Genomic DNA, 20,743 nt, shown 5'->3' with positions numbered 1-20,743 from the left:
TGATAATAATAACCATTTCCAACAATTTATAATAATTACAATCTAATATTTATTATAATTATACTACATGAGAGGAAAAAGTCAATTAGTAAATTGCCCTTTTAAATGGTTATTCGGAGGGTTAATGCGCCCAGAACGGCCTTTTATTCTTTTTATAATAATTATTAATTGTGCGGCAGCTCTTTTTTTATACAAAACTGAGCAGCCCCCATCCTGGAGACTGCTCATCCTTTTTTGTCAGCTCATGACCGAATAACCAAGTTTTTCAATGGTTTCCTGCAATTCCTCTGATGTCACTTTGCTTTCATCATAAGTCGATTTGATTTTGCTTGAGTTGAATAACACTTTGACGTTTTCCACACCGTCCATCTTGCCGAGTTTACCTTCTATCTTTTTGATGCATGATGGGCAAGTAAGCGGTTCTAATTGGAATTTAGCAGTTTTCATTGTAATCTCTCCCTTGTTTTGTTCTATCTTCAGTATAAAGTCTTTATCCGGTTCATTCCTTGATTTGAGTCAATTTTGGAGACTTCTTCTTTGCCCGCTTCTTTCTTCATGCTTTTCTGATTGAAGCGGATGAGCCGCATGGCGTTCAGGATGACGAGCAGGACACTTGCTTCATGGATGAACATGCCTGAAGCTAAGTGGACACTGCCTGTCAGAACACCTGCCAGTAGGACAAAAACGGTGCCGACTGCGAAAGATGTGTTCTGATTCATATTTCGGATGGTTGCCTTCGATAGTGAGAAAGCGTGTGAATACTGCTTGAGTTTGTCTGACATCAATACGACATCTGCGGTTTCCATTGAGACGTCTGTGCCGCCTTCGCCCATCGCGATGCCAATATCCGCTGCAGCAATTGACGGTGCATCATTAATACCGTCACCTGCCATTGCAACAATGTGACCGTCTGCTTTAAGTTTCTTAACGATCTCCACTTTGTTTTCCGGCAGCAGTTCAGCATGGATCTCATCAATGCCTAGCTGGGAGGCGACAAGTTCTGCTGTGTGCCAGTTATCGCCCGTCAGCATGATTATTTTCTGAATACCACTTTTGCGCATTTCAGCTAATGCCTGCTTAGCGTCATCACGAATCTGGTCGGCTATTGAGAAAATACCGGCGATTTGACCGTCAATAGCTGCAAATATGGTTGTGTTGCCGGATTTCTCACGATTAATGGCATAGTTAGCAACACCGGCAGGAATTTCAATATTTTCGTTTGCCATCAGTTTTCGGTTGCCAATTGCCAGAATGCGGCCTTCAAGGGTTGTACGGATGCCGCTGCCCTTAATGACTTCGGTATTCTTAGGTTCACCGTCAAGTGCAATGTTGCGTGCGTTCGCTTCTTTAACGATTGTCTGGCCCAAGTGGTGCTCGGAGATTGTTTCAGCCTGTGCAACCAAGCGCAGCAGCGAATCAGGTGTTTCGCCATTAAACACTTTAATATCTGTTACTTCGGGTTTGCCTCTTGTCAGTGTCCCGGTTTTGTCAAAGATGAGTGTATCAACTTTGGAAAAGTTATCCATGAATTCGCCGCCTTTAATAAGAACACCATTCTTTGCGCCATTGCCAATTCCGGCAACGTTTGAAACTGGTGCACCAATTACGAGGGCGCCAGGGCAGGCAACAACCAGGAATGTAATCGCTGTGTGCAGATTCTGGGTCAGTGCGTAGACCAATACTGCCAGGACCACAACGGCTGGTGTATAAATGTTGGCAAAGCGGTCAAGATATTTTTCTGTCTTGGATTTTGATTCCTGTGCTTCTTCCACCAGTTCAATGATTTTGGCAAATGTTGTATCATCACCGACTTTTTCAGCGATCATTTCAATGTAGCCATTGTCCAGAATCGTTCCGCTGAAGGCTTGATCGTCTGTTTTCTTGGATCTCGGGACAGATTCTCCTGTAACGGCTGCTTCATTCAGTGTTGCTTGACCGTTCAGGATGCTGCCATCAACCGGTACTTTTCCGCCGGAGCGGACGATTACATGATCGCCTTCGATAACATCTTCTACCGGAACAGTCACTTGCTTGCCTTCCCGGATGATTGTTGCTTCCTGAGGTGCCATATCAACCAGTTCTTTTAGTGATGACCGTGTTTTGCTAAGGGTACGGACTTCTAAATAATCTCCGAACATGAACAGGAATGTGACGACTGCCGATTCCATATATTCTCCGATGAAAAACGCTCCGATCACTGCAATAATGACAAGCAGTTCAATGCTGAATGCCTTCATCCTGAGTGCCTGGTATGCTTTGATGAAAATCGGGACACCCGCTAGAAAAGTTGCCACAAGCAGAGCACCATCCCGAAATCCCTGCAGACCATTCAAATAAAATACAAGCGCCAGTACCAATAATCCTCCTGAAATCGCGGTAATATGGTTTTTATGATTGTTGATCACTTTAATCATGATCATCTGCCTCCTTGTTTTCTTCTGACTTCAATATAAGGCAGATTGGGCAGAAAGGAATTGACCGGGGTCAAGTTTGGGGGGGTTTTTGAGGAAAGGGTGTCTCCAGTTAAGGTGCGGTTAACCTGAAATTGCAGCATTCAGTATGACAAATGAATGCTGCTTCTCTGGTTCCTGGCTCACATCATGTTTCGTAGTATCACAAAAACCATATATGATCCATATGCGATGGTCAGTACAATACCTTCAATTTTCCCGATTCGGTAGCTGGTTCTTGAAAAAATGAGCAAAACTGCTGTCAGGAAAATCATGAGCAGGGCATCTGTAAAAACCTGGCCGTCAACCGATAGCGGCGCAATAACCGATGATGTCCCGAGTACGAGCAGGATATTGAAAACGTTGCTTCCCACGATATTTCCGACAGCGATCTCGCTTTCTTTTTTGACGGCAGCCGTGACAGATGTCATCAGTTCGGGAAGGGAGGTGCCAATCGCAACGATAGTCAGGCCGACCATGGTTTCACTCATACCAAATGACATGGCAATTTCCTTTGCATTGCTGACGACCAGCTCCCCGCCAAAAATGATCGCTGCGAGACCACCGATGGTCAGGATAATATTCTTTCCCCATGAATTCGTTTTATCATCCGTGCTTTGTTGGTTAACCTCTTCTTCTTTGGATGTCCGCGCAACCTCAAACAAATAGTATAAGAAAATGGCAAAGAACAGAAGCAAGATTATGCCGTCACTTCTTGTAATCAGGTTTTCGCCCATTGACTGCAGCCGCACATCACTGATCACGACAAGAAAAGCCACACTTGCTATCAAGGTAAACGGGATCTGCTTGCGTATGGTTTCCCGTTTAACAGTCAGTGGATTCAGGATGGCGGTCAGGCCGACAACGAGTGTAATATTAAAAATGTTGCTCCCGATCACGTTACCAATTGAAACACCTGCACTTTCCTCGAGTGAGGCAACAATACTGACGGTTCCCTCCGGTGAGCTTGTCCCGAATGCTACAATGGTCAATCCGATTAACAGCGGTGACACGTGAAGTGCCCGGGCAATCTTAGATGCACCATCCACAAAATAATCAGCGCCTTTAATCAGGAGTAAAAAACCGATAATCAATAAAACATATGTCACAAATCTCAGCCTTTCTGAAATCAATTGTCATTTAGCGGTCTGATATGGATACATTACTATAGATGAATGATTTTCGCCAATCTCGAATAATGTATCAGAAGAGAAGCATTTTGGTTATCCAAGGACATCTATTTTGCTATAGTATAATTAAGCAATGCTTGAGGTGATTGGATGGATTTAGACCGCATTACGGACAAAGTTAAAGATCATACCCCAGCAGTGCTGGGACATAAACACTTTATGAAATCAGCTGTTATTTTGCCTCTTATTCAAAAGGCGGACGAGTTGCACGTGCTTTTTGAAGTTCGTTCGGAAACGATGAGGCGCCAGCCGGGTGAAATCTGCTTTCCGGGCGGACGGGTCGATCCCTGGGATAAAGACCCGCAGGCCGCAGCCATCAGGGAAACCACAGAAGAGCTTGGCATCAGTGAGGCGAGGATTTCAGATGTCTATCCGCTTGATTATCTGGTCACACCATTTGGCATGATTGTCTATACGCATGCAGGGCTGATCAGCACTGATGAACAGTTTGAACCCAATCCGTCAGAGGTCGAGGAGATTTTTACGGTGCCACTGTCTTTCTTTCTGGATAATGATCCGAAAATATACCATGTGAACTTGCAAGTGAAGCCGGAAAAGACATTTCCGTTCGAGCTTGTTCCGGGCGGCGAAAATTATAATTGGCGCACCAGCCACATTGATGAGTACTTTTATATTTATGGTGAAAAGGTCATCTGGGGCTTAACGGCACGCATTCTTGCCCACTTCGTCGAGATGATCCGCTGATTGGTGATTTCAGAAAAATGTATAAAGTGAAACTTCAATAAGTGGTGGTTCTTTATCCCCCACTTATCCTCTTTGGTTTCACCTCATCCTCTTGAAGTTGGGTCTTACTGCCAGTTCTATGCGGGATAAACACCTTTTCACAAATTTGACAGTTTGGGAATTTTTTTATATACTTTATTCAACAATGTTGAATAGAAAGAAACCCAATTGAACATGATAGATGAAAAGAAACAGACTTATAAACATACCCTATTTTTTTGTCAGGTCTGTGTAAGCGTATTCACAGTAAAATACTAGGTTTTTCCAAGCTGAAATCCAGATAGCGGCAGCCACTGAGATGTCTGATGCAACTATCGAATGACAAGAGAAAAAGAACCGTTTTCAATAAACCAAGGAGGGTTTATGATGAGACGATGGCCGGAATTTGTACAGATAAAAGAAGTCGGGCCGCGCGACGGACTGCAGAACGAAAAACAGCGGATATCGACGGCTGATAAGATCCACTGGATCAACACACTTTCCGAATCGGGTGTAACGGAAATCGAATATTCATCGTTTGTCCATCCGAAATGGGTGCCGGCACTGGCTGATGCAAATGAAGTTGGAAGGCGCATCAAGCGGAATCCGAATGTCCGTTATTCGGCACTGGTTCCAAACATGAAAGGCCTCGAACTGGCGCTTGGAGCTGGTATTGACGGTGCTTCAGTATTCATGTCGGCAAGCGAAACGCATAATAAGAAAAATATCAACAAATCAATTGATGAAACATACCCGGTCCTCGAAGAAGTGATACAGGGCGCAAAAGACGCGGGCAAGCATGTGACAGGTTATGTTTCAACGGTATTTGACTGCCCGTTCGAGGGAAAAATCAAGCCGGAGCAAGTACTGCGTGTGTGTGACCGGCTGATTGAGTCCGGTGCGGATGACATTTCCCTTGGTGATACTATCGGTACGGCTGTCCCGGCACAAGTGGATCAGCTGCTGGGTGAGGTGCTGAAACACTTCCCGAGCGAAAAAATCATTATGCATTTTCATGATACACGCGGCATGGCAATCGCCAACATCATGCGCTCAATGGAACATGGAATCACCCGGTTTGACAGCTCAATCGGCGGACTTGGCGGTTGTCCGTATGCACCGGGAGCGGCAGGCAACGTTGCGACAAATGATGTTTTGTATCTATTGAACGGCCTTGGCATTAAGACGGGAATGGATGATAATAAACTTCAGGAAGCGGCACTGTTCATTCAAAGCAAGCTCGGAAAATCATTGCCGAGCAAATCACTCGCCTACGCAGCAAGCCAGAGCTGAAAGAAAGATGATGAAGAATGAGATAGACCTCACCCTGTGTTATATTCAATGGAGGTGGGGTTTTCTTATGTGCTTTCCACAGACCCCGAACTGATTGAGTCAAATTTCACAAGGGAGAGATTCCCTGTTGCCATATTCGAAAAATTCATCTATCCTTTGTTAAAGAAGAGTGTATAGGATGAGGCGAAAGGAGCGAGTTACCATAAATCTCGAAAATATTGGGCAAAAACTGAAACAAGCCCGGCTAAAAAGTAAACATACACAGCAGCAAATAGCGGATCAATGCGGTATCTCCAAAAGTCTGTTATCGAAAATTGAAAATGGACAAACCTCATCTGCTGTTGCAACGCTATCGAAAATTTCTGAGGCGCTTGATGTGCCACTCTCCTGGGTGCTGGATGGGCATCCGGAGACCGATCTTGTTATGCTTCCGAAAATAGAGCGAAAAATCAGCGCGGATGATGAAAATATGGGTTATTCGTTTGAGCTGCTTGCCAATCGGTCACGCTTTTCACGCATCGAACCGACGATTGTCCATGTGACGCCGAAAGATTTTAATGTGCGGCATGAGCCGTATACGCATTCACAGGATGAATTCATTTATATCGTCGAAGGATCCATCGAACTGTATTACGACGGGGAAAAGCATTACATGGAAAAAGGAGATACCGGGTACTTTAAAGGGGTTAAACCACATTTGTTTATCCCTGTGGACAACGATGGTGCCAAGGTTTTAACGGTATTTATTGATGATTAAAAAATTGCCTTCCAATCCAGGAAAGGCAATTTTTTAAATGGGGTTTTTTCCGGTCTCCCATGCTAACTCGCTCGTTCAGTCTCCGATGATTTTTCCGTCTTATTAATAACACAAGTTCCGGCAAGGTCGCCGGTCACATTTAATGATGTGCAGCCCATTCCGACCAGCACATCAATGGCGGTCAATAAACCGACTGCTTCCATTGGTAGGCCGAGTTGCGCGAAGACGGTAGCAATCATGATGATGCCCGCACCGGGGACCCCCGCTGTACCAACTGATGCCAGTGTACCAATCAAGACAACTTGCAATATTTCTGCAAAGCTCAATGGGTCACCAACTACGTTTGCGGCAAATACTGCTGATACCGCAATCCGGATGGCAGCACCGTCCATATTAGCTGTTGCACCAAGCGGCAGGCTGAACCCGTACAGGCTTTTTCGCAGGTTCAGCCCGCGGGCGGCATTGAGCGTTAGCGGCAGTGTGCCGGAACTGCTCTGTGTGACAAATGCCGTAATCATCGGGGTGCGTCCATACCTGAAAAAGTCTTTTATATTGACTTTGAAGATGGCCATGAACAGGACGTAAAACAAGACCTGCACAATCAGCGCAATATAAAGGACTCCTACCATGCTGCCTAACTCCACTAATGTATCGGACCCTTGATTGCCGACCACTTCTGCGATAATGGCAAAAATACCGATCGGTACGTACTGAATGATAGCCTTCATGATGGTCAGAGTGGCTTCATTCAAACCATTCACGACATTAAAGACTGTCTCGCCCAGCTCCTTGTTTGCCTCGGATGAACGAAGTGCTGATATGGCAATCCCGAACGCAAGCGCTGTAAAAATGATGCCGAGCAGGTTCGGCTCACTGAATGCTGTGATAATATTGTCCGGGACAATGCTTAGTAAAACACTAATGGTGCCCGGGTCTTCAGGAACTGCAAATTCTTCACTCGTATCAAGTGTCATACCTGTGCCCGGATTGAAAATGCTGGCAATCGTAATTCCCACAGCAATGGCGAATGCTGATGACACTAAGTAATAGATAAAAACCTTGCCGCCCATGCGGCCTAGATCCCCCAGTTTTGCCTGGTTAACCCCGACGATTAGTGTGAACAATATCAGCGGAACAATCAGAAATTGCAAAAGCCGCAGCAGCAAATCCCCAAACGGAGCCAGGACAGCTATATCTTCGCCGAAAATCAGTCCTGCAAGAATACCGAGAGCAAGTGCAATCGTAATTTTTAACATTAACGATGCTTCGATATATCCTCTCCAAAGTCTCCTCATCAATAAACCCCCTCGCCAATTATTTTCAAGTCTTATTCCGATAAAATTAATTGGTATTGTTCTTAGACATTATCTTGTTTGGACAGTGCTGTCAAAAGTATTGTTTTCGGTTTAAGATGTAAAAAGCCATGCTGCAGTGCACATGGCTTTCATCGTGTTATTTTTCAATGAACATTTGAGACCAGTAGTTGCCATCGCTCGTATAGCCGACACCAATATGGGTGAACGATTCGTCCATGATATTTTTCCGGTGTTTCTTACTGTTCATCCAGGCATCGACCACCTGCTTTGGGGACTGCTGGCCCCGGGCGATGTTTTCGCCGGCTGACTCAAATGAGACATTAAATTCACGCATCATATTAAATGGGGAACCGTAAGTCGGACTTGTATGTGAAAAGTAATTCTTTTCCTGCATGTCTTCTGATTTTTGCCGGGCTACACCGCTTAACGATTTGCTCACTTTTAAGGTGGACAGGCCACGCCGGCTTCTTTCCCTGTTTGTCAGGGAAATAACTTTAGAGGCAAACTCATTCATACCTTGTTTTTGTTTTGTTTGGTTATTTGGCTGCTGCTGTCTTTGGTTTTGCTGCCGATTATTGCCTTCCTGCTGGTCCTGTCCAGGCTGCAGTCTGTCCTGTTCCCGGAGATTACGCTCTTGCAGCTCTTTGTCCTGTTCTCTGCCGGGGTCACGGGCATTTCCGCCAAAAGGTCCTTTGTTTGGTTCATTGCCATTTAAATTTTCATTTCGATTCCGGTTGGTTTTTCCTAAGTCAAGATTATTGTCGTTGTCCTCCTCGAATCCAATTTGCTGAGTACCGGGTCCGGTCTCGTCACTGGATGAATCGGTTCGTATCGTTGAAATGGGCAGCTGGTTATCATCGGTATTTGTATATGACCGGCCGGCATTTTCATCGTTGTTGCATCCTGCCATCATGAGGATGAAAAGACCCATAAATATGAGGGTTGATATGGCTTTTTTCATATAAAGCCTCCTTCGAATGTGTTGTTTAATTTTCAACTTGTTGAAATTAATATAGATAGAAATTTATGCACGACGGTACTGTTAAAGCTTTTCGTTCAGTTTCTCCAGTTGTGCATCAAACTCATTCTCTGGACTGTAAAGCGTAAAAACACGTGCTGTATGTGCATCGTTCACATGCTGTATATAAACCTGGTTTCCGCTATAGGTCACATGTTTCATGTCCGGCGATTGAGCAATCTCCTCAGCGCGTTGTCGATTCAATCTGGTCACCTCCCGTGATTCGTTGATAAAGCTGATATTAATTGATAAATTCGAGAATTCGATTGATATAATCGGGCTTATTATTGTAAATAAACGCTTTCAGGGTCCGTCCTCAAATAGCCCCATCAGATCGACTTCCTGTTCGTGGTCCATCTCATCGAGCGGAAAAACGACTGCTGTATTGTTTTCTTCATTTATTTCCTTCAGATAAACGGGAAAACCGTGGTATTTTACATTTATCATGGTGATGGCATCAATGATTTCCTGTGCACGGCCACTGTCCATAGAAATCTCCTTTCTGATCGTTCTCAGTTATATTTTTTGTTCGGGCAAACGGAATATACGAGGCGGAAATATCCATTTTTTCTGATTGTGTCAGGTGGTAATTTAGAGTAGAATTTACATCAAACTGTAAAAAGAACGGTTCGTGCAGGAGGAGTACAGCATGAAAGGGAAAACTGGATTTTTTCAAAAAATTTATTATGGATGGTTCATTGTTTTTATCGGCGGTTTGGGCATTTTCTTTTCAGGTCCCGGCCAGACATATTCGAATTCGGCATTTATCGATCAGTACATCAATGATTTTGGCTGGTCACGGACAGAGGTTTCCAGTTTATACTCATCTGCGACCCTTATTGCCGGGCTGACGATGATGTTCGTCGGGCGCTTTATTGATAAGTACGGGCAGCGTTTCATGATGGTTACGGTGGGAACGGTATTTGCACTTGCTTGCTTTTTTAACAGTATGGTGACGAACATGCTGATGCTTGGCATTGGTTTCTTCCTGGTGAGGCTGCTGGGCCAGGGTACGATGTCGCTCATCCCCAATACACTTGTCGCCCAATGGTTTGTTGAAAAAAGAGGCCGAGCCTTCAGTTTCATGACAATGGGCAGTTTTATCAGTGCAATGGTATTTCCGATTATCAATACATGGCTCATTCAGACATGGGACTGGCAAATCGCGTGGCGTTTTTGGGGCGTTATGCTCTTAGTTGTCTTTGTTCCGTTTGCCTTGTTCGGTGTCCGTAACCGGCCTGAGGAAATGGGCCTTGAACCGGATGGTGCGAAGTCATCAGCGGATGAAAAGACAGAATCGGTGACAGGAACGGCACTTCCGGAGGCAGAAGAAGATTGGACACTGAAAGAAGCGATGCGCACATGGGCTTTCTGGGGTATTTTGATCAGTGTCGGGATTCCGGCGATGATCAACACCGGAATTACGTTTCATATTATTTCGATTTTTAATACAAATAACCTGTCTGCCGGAATAGCCGCGATGGTGTTAAGTTTAATGGCATTCGCCGGCATGCCGATGTCACTGATTTCGGGCTTCATTACAGAAAAAATTCAAACGAATTATTTGCTGGCGTCTGTGTTTGTGATTGAAATCATTTTCCTGTTAATGCTGCTGATCACGAACAGTTTTCTGATGGCGGTTTTATTCGGTATCGTATGGGGTATCGCCAATGGCCTGGAGCGGATTGGCATGAATGTTATCTGGCCCGATTATTTTGGCAGAAAATATGTCGGCAGCATTAATGGGGTCGGTATGACGATGGTCGTGCTCGGTTCATCATTGGGGCCGTTGCCGTTCGGGGCCGGATTTGATATTTTTCATAACTACACACCGGTATTACTGGCATCGCTGGCGTTCCCAGCTGTAGGGCTGTTTTGTGCTGTATCAGCAAACAAGCCAGAAAAATCCAAACTGGCTGCCATTAGGACGCGCAATTGAATAAATCGCGTGCTTCTTTGAATTCGCGCGATCCTCAAAATCGCGCGACACTGGCCCGAATTCGCGCAACACTACCCTGATTTCGCGCGACTGCAGCTGCAGCGAGCGGAATAGCATCAGGAAGTCCAGCGGCTGTGCAGCCGATCGAGCTGAATAAAAATAACGATAAAGCGGTGAGTTCAGATGTTAAAGGATACAGGTGAGCGGATCATACCCGAATATATGAAAGTAACGGATGAAATGCTGATTGAGCATGTGGCAAGGTATTTTTTTGCTGTTGACTATGTTTACGGGCGCGTACTTGATATTGCCAGCGGTGCGGGATACGGCACCCATATTTTAACAAAAAAAGGCAAAGGAACTGTCGATGAGGTCGTCGGTATTGATTTCGACCCGGAAACGGTCAAATATGCGAAGGGTGCATACCATCATCCTCATTCGATGTTTATGGAAGGTGACATCACCGATCCGGCGCTGCCTGAAAAACTGGGTCAATTTGACTGTATCGTCAGCTTTGAAACGATTGAGCATGTTGCTGAAGAAGAACAATTTTTGAAAAATATTTATAAGTTGCTGAAATCCAGCGGGACACTCATCCTGTCGACACCATTTGGAAAAGGACGCGGCAAGCCGTCCGGGTCGCCGTTTCATGTTCATCAGCTGACAACTGTTGAGTTTATGGATTTGTTTCCGGATTATTCGTCGGCTGCATTTTATTTTCAAAAAGGACCTTTGATTGAACCTGCCAATCGTGATGGCGACCGGCATTTTCCGCTTGGCATTGCCATCTGTCAAAAGTAGGATGTTTTTAGTAAATAGTGTAGAGGAAATCCCGAAGTTCTAGTCAATATTCCCGAAGTTCACAGGCAATACCCCGAAGTTCACAATTAAAATCCCGAAGTTACACAAATTCGGACATCAAAAAAGCCGGCGCGCCACAAATGGACGTGCCGGCTATTGCAATCTGTACACTTATTTGAAGAGCAATACGTCACCGACCGTGTTATCATCACTTTTTCCGATGACACGGAAGTTAAGGCCGTATTCCGGAACATTGCGTCCGGCATCAACAAGGCCGGGGTTGCTCCAGTCAGCACTGTCGTCGAACAGCGGTGTGCGCTTCGTGTAATTGTCTTTCATGGTAACGTTTTGCAAATCCAGGTAATCCAGGAACATCTTATCGGTTTTTTCAAATGTGAACGCTGCGTCATGCAGTTGATATCGTGTCGCTCCGGCTGAATGGTCACTCCATTTGACGGCACGCTGATCAGCATCGACAACACCGAGGAAGCCTTCACCCGGATGCTGGCCTGTCCAGTTGTTGTCATAAGATTCGTCAACATACCAGACAACAAGCCCCTCGCCATAGGACATTAAGCTGTCGCCGCGGCGGATATTGGCAAGGCCTTCATCAACGCCGTTGTGTGAGCGCCACTCGAGCAGGTAATAGTGATCAGTGTAATACGTGCCATCATGCTTTTCAAAACCGTTCAGGTCAAATTGCGTATCACCTTCTGCACCGTCTTGGAACACTTCTTCACCATCAGCCGTTACGTTGACGTTGTCGAAGAAAATACCATCGAGATTGGTGGCCCAGTCGGTCATGGAACGGAACTGAATCTGGATTTCCTGACCGGCATATTCACTGATATCAATCGATTCATGGACCCAGCCGTCACTTGAACCGGTGTAACCCGGCAAGTTTTCTTTAATAGCAGGGTAACCGTTTGGATCAATGACGTCGGTCGTGCGTTCACTGGACAGCGATTCCCAAGTTTCCCCGCCGTCAGTTGAAACTTGCGCCATCGCAAAATCCCAGTTGGATTCGATGTTATACCAAGTGTCAAAGTCAAGCGTCGCATTGGACACACCGGTCAAATCAACCGTTGCAGCCATTTTATTATCCACTTCATTGCCTTTGCCGCCATAATATGCATTTTCACCGGATGCTGGTGTGGTCAACACATTTTCTTTCTGCGGAAGATTCACACGAACAGCATCATTGTTGGTGCCTTTCGTAACGCCCTCATCAAGCAGGACACTTGTGCCGTTTTCTGTGACGTCACTCGAGTCGATTGTAGTACCGCTGAGCCAGTTGCCGCCGTGATTGGTCTGCAGCATCTCTTTTGCAAATGGGCTCATCCCAGGAGGTTCTGTGCCCGGAACATCTCCGGCCCAGCTGCCGCTTGCCATAAGTGACCAGTAGGCAACTGCTTCACCTTCACCAGTGTACTGGGTATCGTATTCATCAGGAAGACCCAGATCGTGTCCGTATTCATGGGCAAAGACGCCTGCTGCGCCGTCTTCAGGCTCAATGGTGTAATCCCAGGCCCCCAATGCGCCGCCAAAACGGTCACTATCTGATTCAGCACCAGGAACGGCAACAGGCTGATTGCCCAAGTTCCAGCGATGGGACCAGATGGCATCTCCGCCAAGTGCACCGCCGCCTGCTTCTTCACCAACACCGGCATGGATAACCATCAGATGATCAATAAGCCCATCTGGTTCATCATAGACACCATCACCGTCATAATCATTACGGTCCCAGGCATCATACTCGCTCAAGTCGATAGATGGATCCTCTGAAGCTTGTACCAGTGCTTCGTATACTAATTCGCGAGGACGTGCGTCACTGCCGTCAGGTGCCGGGTAGTTGCCGCCATAATATGCAGCCGGGTTTTCGGTCGTATACCAACCGGCAATTTGGCCATCTACTGTATAGCTGCCGCCTGATTGCGCTTCATAATACTGCTTCATGGAAACCAGGTTTTCGCCGTTTGGTCCCTCATAGCCGTTCTCACCGAAAATCATATTTTGGAAATGTTCATCGGTATAGTCATCATAATACATGTCTGTTTCGCCCGGCTGAATGGAGTTCCTTGAATAATCCGGGAAGTCAATCGCCAGTACCAAAACCTTATCCTCGCGTACCTCACCATTGTAATTTTCCTTTTCCACCGGATCTACATGGTTCTTTTTAGCATGTCCAAGTTTGTTACCTTTTCCGTTGGTAAGCGGATTGTTGTTTTTCTTTTCTTTATTTTTCATTTTGGCGTCATCAGTACCAGTCTGATTGACCTCCATTTTTTTGCTGCCTTCAGACTTTGATTGCAAGTATTTTTTTAGTGCTTCATTTGCTTCTGATGCAGATGCGTCTTTTGCAATGGTTCCTTTTTCCTTAAGCATCTCAATCAGTTTCTCATCATTGGCCACCCCCATGTCTATCGGTGAGCCTAATGTTGAGGATACTTGTGATTTTAATTCAGTGTTTGTGCTGCTTCCCTGTTCTGCACTGACCGGCAGCCCAAGACTTAGCGTCAGCGCTGCTGCAGCGGATAAAATAAACCCCTTTTTCATTACTGTTAACCCCCTCCTAATTTATGTATTGATTCCAAAAAATTTTCTTTCATCTGCTGGTTAACTAACACTCTCCTTTCTTGTAAAAAGATGATAGAATATTTTTAGGATATAATTATTATTGAAGATTGTAAATATTTATATAGAATATGACAAAAATCATGAAGTTAGGCCTAATTTCCCGATAGGTCTTTAGCACTGAAATATAAATTTGATGTGAGTGAAGGGAAGGTCTTCTTATGGCAAATCATGATGTTATCGTAATTGGCGCTGGACTTGCAGGACTGGCAGCAACGAAGGAACTCGCTGATTCGGGCAAAAAAGTGCTGCTTCTCGACCAGGAGCCTGAAGCCGCGTTCGGAGGTCAGGCCTGGTGGTCATTCGGCGGCTTGTTTCTGATTGATTCGAGGGAACAGCGCCGGATGGGTATAAAAGATTCTATAGAATTGGCGTGGCAGGACTGGCTTGGTACCGCGGCTTTTGACCGTGAAGATGACGAAGATTACTGGTCGCGGAAATGGGCTGAGGCCTATGTTAATTTTGCAGCGGGTGAGAAACGGGAATGGCTCGGGAAAATGGGAGTGAAATTTTTTCCGGTAGTCGGCTGGGCTGAACGCGGCGGCTATGACGCAGGCGGTCACGGTAATTCAGTGCCCCGCTTTCATATCACCTGGGGGACAGGTCCGGGACTTGTAAAACCTTTTGAACGAAGCGTCCGCAAGCATATAAAAAATGGACAGGTCGATTACAGATCGCGGCACCGTGTTGATGGACTTTTGATGACGAATGGTGTTATTAACGGTGTACAGGGGTCAGTTCTTGTGCCAAGTACAGTCGAGCGCGGTGTAAAAAGCTCAAGGGAAGCCGTCAATCAATTTGAGCACTATGCACAGGCTGTAATGGTGGCCAGCGGCGGTATCGGCGCTAATTTTGAGCTGATCCGCAAAAATTGGCCGAGCTGGCTGGGCACACCTCCAGAGGAGATGATTTCAGGGGTGCCGGCACATGTTGATGGCCGGATGCTTTCGATTACTGAACAAGCCGGTGGGCGGATCGTCAACCGCGACCGGATGTGGCATTACACAGAAGGTATCAAAAATTGGCGGCCGGTCTGGCCGGAGCACGGAATCCGTATCCTGCCGGGGCCATCGTCACTGTGGTTTAATGCAGAGGGTAATCGGCTTCCTGCTCCGAATTTCCCCGGATTTGATACGCTTGGAACACTCAAGACGATTCAAAAAACGGGGTATAGTTACTCCTGGTTTATCCTGACACAGAGTATTATTGAACGGGAATTTGCCCTGTCAGGATCAGAACAAAATCCTGATTTGACCGAACAGAATATCAAAAAGTTATTAAGCCGTATTTTACCGGGGGCGCCCGAGCCGGTAGAAGCTTTTAAAAGATATGGCGAGGATTTTGTGGTTGCAGATAACATTGAAAATCTGGTCGTCGGTATGAATAAACTGACCGGCGAAAAGCTTTTGGATATCGACCATGTGAAAAAGCAGGTACTGGCGCGTGACCGGGCGATGGATAATAAATTCACGAAGGATCTGCAAATAACGGCGATGCATGGCGCACGCACCTATCGTGGGGATAAATTGATCCGGGTCGCAGCACCGCATAAATTGCTTGATCGGAAACACGGTCCGCTGATCGCTGTCAGATTGCATATTCTCAGCCGCAAAACATTGGGCGGATTGCAGACTGACTTATCCGGCAGGGTGCTGAATGAACAGGGGGCGCCCGTTCCCGGTCTTTTTGCGGCCGGGGAAGTTTCCGGATTTGGCGGAGGCGGACTGCATGGCTACCGGTCACTGGAAGGCACATTTCTGGGCGGTTGTCTTTTTTCCGGGCGGCAGGCAGGCCGTGCGCTGGGGGAAGCATTGCAGTAAGCAGGATCCTCTTTCGGAAACGCCGAAAAGGTTCGAGAGAAAAGCTCTCAAACTCAAACAACTTTTTGAAATCGCATGCATAAAAACAGGTCATGTTCCAAAAAATGAAGATAACCTTTTTGGAAAGGGGATCAGATGACGTGGCGGAAAAAAACAACCAATTCAAGGAAAACAAAAACCATGGGGAACATCGAAATGGTCGTAAAAGTCAATATAAAAACAGCAGTACCCATGGCAAGCAATTGAATGAGTATGTCAGTAAAAAAGACGAGTGATTTTTAGAAATAAGCAGTGTGATATGACGTCACACTGCTTTTTTAATAAGAGGTGATAGCATGAACCAAGCGATGTTTCTCGACCGTGACGGGGTGATTAACGAAGTGCTCAGCGATCGGGTGAAATTCGTCAACAAGCCAAGCGATTTTTACCTGCTGGACGGTGTTGGAAAGGCGGTTAAGCTGTTCAACGACATGGAATTTAAGGTTTTTATCGTGACCAACCAGGGCGGCATCGGACTCGGTTATATGAAGGAAGATGCGCTGAGTGCCATACATATCAGAATGGAAGCGGATCTGGCGGAGTTCGGTGCAGTCATTGACGATATTGCCTACTGCCCACACAAACCACACGCGGATTGCTCTTGCCGAAAGCCGAAACCGCAAATGATTCTGGACCTTGCTGAAAAACATAAGATTGACTTAGGTGCAAGCTACATGGCCGGTGACAGGAAGCCGGACATCGAAGCGGGTCAACAGGCAGGGACGAAAACGGTTCTGCTCAGCGACAGGGGGAAATCAGCAGCTGGTGAAGATAAATCTTTCCCGGATCTTTTGTCATTTGCGAAATGGCTAAAAAAGCACCGTTAATTTTTCATGGATTTATTGTTTCGGGGAATACTAAAACCTGTCGCAAAAAATCAGTAACGAAAGGATGGATCTGTCATGAAAAGCTTGATAACCCTGATGGCTGCAGCTCTGATGCTTTTTACGAGCGTGCCGTCCGTATCTGCTTTTTACAAAGGGTTTGCCGAAGATTTGCATGAGCGGCAGGCGGAGAAGGAGGACTATAACGAGACATATCACCAAATTTTTCTGATGCTTGAGGCAAAAGACTTTGGAATTGAAACGGAAGGCAAGGATAATGAACAATTAGCCAAAGAGATTGCTGAGGCTAAAATAAAGCAAAGTGCAAAGGAAAAAGGAATTGAAACGGAAGGTGAGGATATTAAGGAGCTCGCCAAAGAAGTTCACCATGCTGAAGTGAAAGAGAAAGCTGAAGAAATGGGCATCAAACAGAAAGGCAAGGATCCGCAGATGCTCGCTGAAGAAGTTTATGAAGCGATCCTGAAGCAAAAAGCGGACGAACTGGGAGTCGATAAAGAAGGAAAGAAACCAGAGGATCTGAAGAATGCTGTTTTGGAAGCTTCCATTAAAAATGAAGCGACGACATTAGGCATCGACATCGAGGGCAAGGATTTTGAGGAATTGCGAAAAGCCATCCACGAACAAAAAACTTTTAAGACAGCCAAGGCTCTGGGCATCGATGACGATGATAAGAATGCTGAAAAATTATTCGATGAAATCATGACACAGTATGCTGAAAAAGCAAAAGAACAGAAGCTTTACCCATTTGAAAACAAGGAAGGAAAATTTTTTAAAGGACACCACCATTTGCAGACAAAATAAACATCTTATCTGCCACGGTACGTTGATTTAGGATATCTTCTTAATTGATATATTCATCAGAATATTCTATATTAGAGTGGAGAGGAGGGGGGAGAATCGTGGCAGATTGGCTAACGAGTTTGCAGACGGATACACCTCAGGAAGGCTTTGAGTTGGCATTAAAGCTGGCCAGAAAAGGGGTTGCCTATACCCAGCCTGATGCTGAGGTCCGGGACAGACTGCGGCCGGAGTATGCGGAAAATGCGGACAGCCTGACAATGGCTTCACAGGTTGTTTCCATCCATTTTCAAACGGTTGCAGCAGCAAATAATTATTGGAAGTAGAGAGACATGGGGGATAGGTTAAGCTATATAAGGCCAGATCGCAAAGCCGATTTGGTCTTTTAGTTTAAAATGCTTTTTAAAAAAGGGTTTTGCGGCCAATATGTGGAATATACTATTAAAACTAGCTGTGAAAGGAGTAATGGAATATGAGTGAAAAGGGAAAAATCAAAGTAAACGACAACGGGCCGTATTTGGTGAAAGGCGACGTTGAGATGGTGGATGCAGAAGGAAATGTTTTTGCAACAAAAAAATCTTTCTCGATTTGCCGCTGTGGTCATTCGAACAACAAGCCGTTTTGTGACGGTTCGCACCGTAAAGCCGGATTTGAAAGCGAGCCGCGTGCGGACTGATGGTGTAACAGGCAATTTTTAAAGTTCAATTGACGTACCAAAAACAGTGGTGTGCACCGTTTCTGATGCACGCCACTTAATTTTTATTGGCCTGAATCAACACTCAAAGTAACATCGATTGGTTAATCCACCACAACATTAATGGATAGATTATCCGTTATGCAAACAGCATAGTTGCGATAGTGGCGTCAGTTTGGAATAATAATAATATATTCTTAATGCAGGGAGTGGAATGCATGAAAGTCTTAGTAGTAGGCGCAAATGGTCAAATCGGAAAACAAATCGTGAAACAATTGCAAAATAATGATCAACATACTGTACGGGCAATGGTCCGGAAAGAAGAACAGGCAGAAGAACTGAAGAAAAATGGCGTGGATGCTGTCATCGCGAACCTTGAAGGCAGCAAGAATTCCATCGTCAAAGCGGCAAAAGGCTGTGAGGCAGTTATTTTCACGGCAGGTTCAGGCGGCAGCACAGGCCCTGATAAAACATTGCTTGTTGACTTGGATGGCGCTGTCAAAACGATCGAAGCTGCTGAGGAAGCAGGAGCAGAACGCTTTGTGATGGTTAGTGCTTTGCAAGCCAACAACCGCGAAAATTGGAACGAAAAAATCAGACATTATTACGCAGCTAAGCATTATTCCGACAGAATACTCGAGGCGAGCAATCTGAGTTACACGATTGTACGGCCGGGGGGACTGTTGAACGAAGAAGGCACCGGGAAGGTTAAGATAGCCGGAAACCTTGACGAGCGCGGGTCAGTGCCGCGAGAAGACGTCGCAAAAGTTGTGGTAGCTTCACTGACTGAAGAAAATACATTTAAACGCGGATTTGACCTGGTTTCCGGTGAGACAACAGTGGCAGACGCTTTGAAAAACCTGTCATAAATCCGTTCTTTGAGATTTCTGCTAATATATGCAGAATAGGGAAACGCCAAGGGTCAAGATACTTTTGGCGTTTTTTATGAGTAAAATGTATTTACGGTTGTATCATAAGATAAGAGGTGGAGTATATGGATAAGAAAGTCATCATTGATTGTGACCCCGGGCACGATGATGCGATGGGCATTATATTGGCGGCATCAGGTGTAAGCAATTTGCAGATTGAAGCGATTACGACGGTTGCCGGCAATGTAGATGTTGAAAAGAACACTAAAAATGCATTGAAAATTTGTGACTTGGCAGGATTGCACGATGTTCCAGTGGCAATGGGGACCAATCGGCCGCTGATCCGAGAATCGCTGGAAGCAGCCCACGTACACGGCAAAAGCGGTCTCGACGGAACCGGGTTGCCGGAAGAATCGGTCAAGAAAGCGGCTGATAGACATGCGGTTGATGTCCTGATTGAGAAGGTGATGGCCTCTGATGGGGATATAACGCTTGTACCGATTGGCCCGCTGACAAACGTTGCAATGGCCATGCGGAAAGAGCCGCGTATCATCCCGAAAATCAGCGAAGTCGCACTGATGGGCGGCGGTACATATGGCAACAGGACACCGGCAGCTGAATTTAATATTTATGCAGATGCAGAAGCGGCCCAGATCGTATTCGCAAGCGGCGCGCCCATTACGATGTTCGGACTGGATGTCACACACCAGGCACTGGCCAAACCTGACAAGCTGGAGGAGCTGACAGTGATTGATAACCCAGCTGCTGCAGCGGTTGCTGAGATGATCAGGTTTTATTCCGGCGCGTACAAAGGGAATTTTGCCGGTGCTGCATTGCACGACCCTTGCCCAATAGCTTATTTGATCGATCCTGCTATCTTTGAGTTGAAACAAGCAAGGGTGGATGTGGAAACAAAGGGTGAATTCACATATGGCATGACTGTTGTCGACTTTAAGGGAAGTACAGGCAGACCACCGAATGTCCGCTTTGCCAGCCGGCTCGATCAGGACAGGTTTTGGCAGCTGTTTCTGGATGCACTGCGGTCGTATTAATCGAGCGGGAGCGGTTGCCCTTAGGCAGGAATGGTTAAGCCTGAAATCGTGCGAGAAGTTTTTATACTCGTGCGACAATATCACAAACTCGTGCGAGGACAGCACCAGATCGCGAGACGTTACTATAATTTCGCACGACAACGGCTCCCAAGGCACAACATCACTCTGAATTGATGATTCTTGGCAGACGCCAAGAATCCCTGTCATAACTACAATCGAATCCAAATACGAAAAAGGGGCGACATTCAAAAAAATTTGTGAATATCATGCCCTTTTTTTAGGGTCGATTCCGACTATCGCTATAGGAACACTATTCCATATTTGCTATGCCCAGCTAAGTGTCGATTTCACCGTGAATCGTTTCAGCCTCAGCATTCTCACCTTCCAGCCATTCGGCAAAGTCAAATTCAACCGGCTCCTGATCACCGCCCAGGGCAAATCATGCCTTCAGTTTTTTCGGAAAATAGGCGGACGTATGAATCGTCTCAGCCCAGCTTCTATATTG

General features: G+C 45.9%; 21 protein-coding genes and 1 pseudogene. 13 read left to right on the top strand and 9 right to left on the bottom strand.

Annotated features, from left to right (window positions below; all coding sequences use genetic code 11):
- Positions 1–237: 237 nt before the first annotated feature.
- From VK097_RS13805 to VK097_RS13795, 3 genes are all read right to left on the bottom strand, one after another.
- Positions 238–447, bottom strand: coding sequence for a heavy-metal-associated domain-containing protein (locus tag VK097_RS13805; protein WP_324212381.1), 210 nt, complete (start codon positions 445–447; stop codon positions 238–240).
- Between the two features lie 29 nt (positions 448–476).
- Positions 477–2,414, bottom strand: coding sequence for a heavy metal translocating P-type ATPase (locus VK097_RS13800; protein WP_324212380.1), 1,938 nt, complete (start codon positions 2,412–2,414; stop codon positions 477–479).
- A 179-nt stretch (positions 2,415–2,593) separates the two neighbouring features.
- Positions 2,594–3,559: a calcium/sodium antiporter gene (locus VK097_RS13795; protein WP_324212379.1), complete on the bottom strand. Its 966-nt coding sequence runs from the start codon at positions 3,557–3,559 to the stop codon at positions 2,594–2,596.
- A gap of 171 nt (positions 3,560–3,730) precedes the next feature.
- Here VK097_RS13795 and VK097_RS13790 point away from each other — a divergent pair, with 171 nt between their 5' ends.
- From VK097_RS13790 to VK097_RS13780, 3 genes are all read left to right on the top strand, one after another.
- Positions 3,731–4,345 (top strand): NUDIX hydrolase, encoded by a 615-nt coding sequence (locus VK097_RS13790; protein ID WP_324212378.1) that lies wholly within the window; start codon positions 3,731–3,733, stop codon positions 4,343–4,345.
- Between the two features lie 405 nt (positions 4,346–4,750).
- A complete protein-coding gene (locus VK097_RS13785; protein WP_324212377.1) occupies positions 4,751–5,656 on the top strand; it encodes a hydroxymethylglutaryl-CoA lyase in 906 nt (301 codons plus the stop codon).
- Positions 5,657–5,834: 178 nt separating this feature from the next.
- On the top strand, positions 5,835–6,413 hold the full coding sequence (locus VK097_RS13780) for a helix-turn-helix domain-containing protein (RefSeq protein ID WP_324212376.1): 579 nt from the start codon (positions 5,835–5,837) through the stop codon (positions 6,411–6,413).
- Between the two features lie 62 nt (positions 6,414–6,475).
- On the opposite strand, the gene VK097_RS13775 is transcribed toward VK097_RS13780, so the two are convergent.
- From VK097_RS13775 to VK097_RS13760, 4 genes are all read right to left on the bottom strand, one after another.
- Entirely contained in the window at positions 6,476–7,708 is a 1,233-nt protein-coding gene (locus VK097_RS13775; protein ID WP_324212375.1) for a dicarboxylate/amino acid:cation symporter, read from the bottom strand.
- Positions 7,709–7,865: 157 nt separating this feature from the next.
- Positions 7,866–8,690: a CAP domain-containing protein gene (locus tag VK097_RS13770; protein WP_324212374.1), complete on the bottom strand. Its 825-nt coding sequence runs from the start codon at positions 8,688–8,690 to the stop codon at positions 7,866–7,868.
- An 81-nt stretch (positions 8,691–8,771) separates the two neighbouring features.
- Positions 8,772–8,960 carry an H-type small acid-soluble spore protein gene (locus VK097_RS13765; RefSeq protein ID WP_414672181.1) on the bottom strand — a complete coding sequence of 63 codons (189 nt, stop codon included), beginning with the start codon at positions 8,958–8,960 and terminating at the stop codon, positions 8,772–8,774.
- A 90-nt stretch (positions 8,961–9,050) separates the two neighbouring features.
- A complete protein-coding gene (locus VK097_RS13760) occupies positions 9,051–9,236 on the bottom strand; it encodes an H-type small acid-soluble spore protein (RefSeq protein ID WP_324212372.1) in 186 nt (61 codons plus the stop codon).
- A gap of 160 nt (positions 9,237–9,396) precedes the next feature.
- Between VK097_RS13760 and VK097_RS13755 the strand changes: the two genes are divergently transcribed.
- Both VK097_RS13755 and VK097_RS13750 read left to right on the top strand, forming a co-directional pair.
- The gene (locus tag VK097_RS13755; RefSeq protein ID WP_324212371.1) at positions 9,397–10,686 is read left to right on the top strand and encodes an MFS transporter; all 1,290 of its coding nucleotides are present in this window, start codon (positions 9,397–9,399) and stop codon (positions 10,684–10,686) included.
- A 183-nt stretch (positions 10,687–10,869) separates the two neighbouring features.
- Positions 10,870–11,487 (top strand): class I SAM-dependent methyltransferase, encoded by a 618-nt coding sequence (locus VK097_RS13750; protein ID WP_324212370.1) that lies wholly within the window; start codon positions 10,870–10,872, stop codon positions 11,485–11,487.
- A 171-nt stretch (positions 11,488–11,658) separates the two neighbouring features.
- Here VK097_RS13750 and VK097_RS13745 read toward each other — a convergent pair whose 3' ends face one another.
- Positions 11,659–14,043 (bottom strand): immune inhibitor A domain-containing protein, encoded by a 2,385-nt coding sequence (locus VK097_RS13745; protein WP_324212369.1) that lies wholly within the window; start codon positions 14,041–14,043, stop codon positions 11,659–11,661.
- 239 nt (positions 14,044–14,282) lie between these two features.
- Between VK097_RS13745 and VK097_RS13740 the strand changes: the two genes are divergently transcribed.
- From VK097_RS13740 to VK097_RS13705, 8 genes are all read left to right on the top strand, one after another.
- On the top strand, positions 14,283–15,941 hold the full coding sequence (locus VK097_RS13740; protein ID WP_324212368.1) for an FAD-binding dehydrogenase: 1,659 nt from the start codon (positions 14,283–14,285) through the stop codon (positions 15,939–15,941).
- Positions 15,942–16,081: 140 nt separating this feature from the next.
- On the top strand, positions 16,082–16,216 hold the full coding sequence (locus tag VK097_RS13735; RefSeq protein WP_324212367.1) for a hypothetical protein: 135 nt from the start codon (positions 16,082–16,084) through the stop codon (positions 16,214–16,216).
- 60 nt (positions 16,217–16,276) lie between these two features.
- On the top strand, positions 16,277–16,807 hold the full coding sequence (locus VK097_RS13730) for a D-glycero-alpha-D-manno-heptose-1,7-bisphosphate 7-phosphatase (RefSeq protein ID WP_324212366.1): 531 nt from the start codon (positions 16,277–16,279) through the stop codon (positions 16,805–16,807).
- A gap of 75 nt (positions 16,808–16,882) precedes the next feature.
- On the top strand, positions 16,883–17,626 hold the full coding sequence (locus VK097_RS13725) for a hypothetical protein (protein WP_324212365.1): 744 nt from the start codon (positions 16,883–16,885) through the stop codon (positions 17,624–17,626).
- A gap of 98 nt (positions 17,627–17,724) precedes the next feature.
- Complete coding sequence (locus VK097_RS13720) at positions 17,725–17,949, top strand: hexameric tyrosine-coordinated heme protein (RefSeq protein WP_324212364.1); 225 nt, start codon at positions 17,725–17,727, stop codon at positions 17,947–17,949.
- Positions 17,950–18,095: 146 nt separating this feature from the next.
- Positions 18,096–18,299 carry a CDGSH iron-sulfur domain-containing protein gene (locus tag VK097_RS13715; protein WP_324212363.1) on the top strand — a complete coding sequence of 68 codons (204 nt, stop codon included), beginning with the start codon at positions 18,096–18,098 and terminating at the stop codon, positions 18,297–18,299.
- A 236-nt stretch (positions 18,300–18,535) separates the two neighbouring features.
- The gene (locus tag VK097_RS13710; protein ID WP_324212362.1) at positions 18,536–19,186 is read left to right on the top strand and encodes an SDR family oxidoreductase; all 651 of its coding nucleotides are present in this window, start codon (positions 18,536–18,538) and stop codon (positions 19,184–19,186) included.
- Positions 19,187–19,311: 125 nt separating this feature from the next.
- Positions 19,312–20,238 carry a nucleoside hydrolase gene (locus VK097_RS13705; protein ID WP_324212361.1) on the top strand — a complete coding sequence of 309 codons (927 nt, stop codon included), beginning with the start codon at positions 19,312–19,314 and terminating at the stop codon, positions 20,236–20,238.
- Between the two features lie 334 nt (positions 20,239–20,572).
- Here the strand turns inward: VK097_RS13705 and VK097_RS15475 are convergent.
- Positions 20,573–20,743, bottom strand: a pseudogene (locus tag VK097_RS15475) (acyl-CoA--6-aminopenicillanic acid acyltransferase); the annotation flags it as partial.

It is taken from the genome of Lentibacillus sp. (genome assembly GCF_035301675.1).
Classification (GTDB): Bacteria; Bacillota; Bacilli; order Bacillales; family Amphibacillaceae; genus Lentibacillus.
This window is presented reverse-complemented; position numbering and strand designations above follow the sequence as displayed.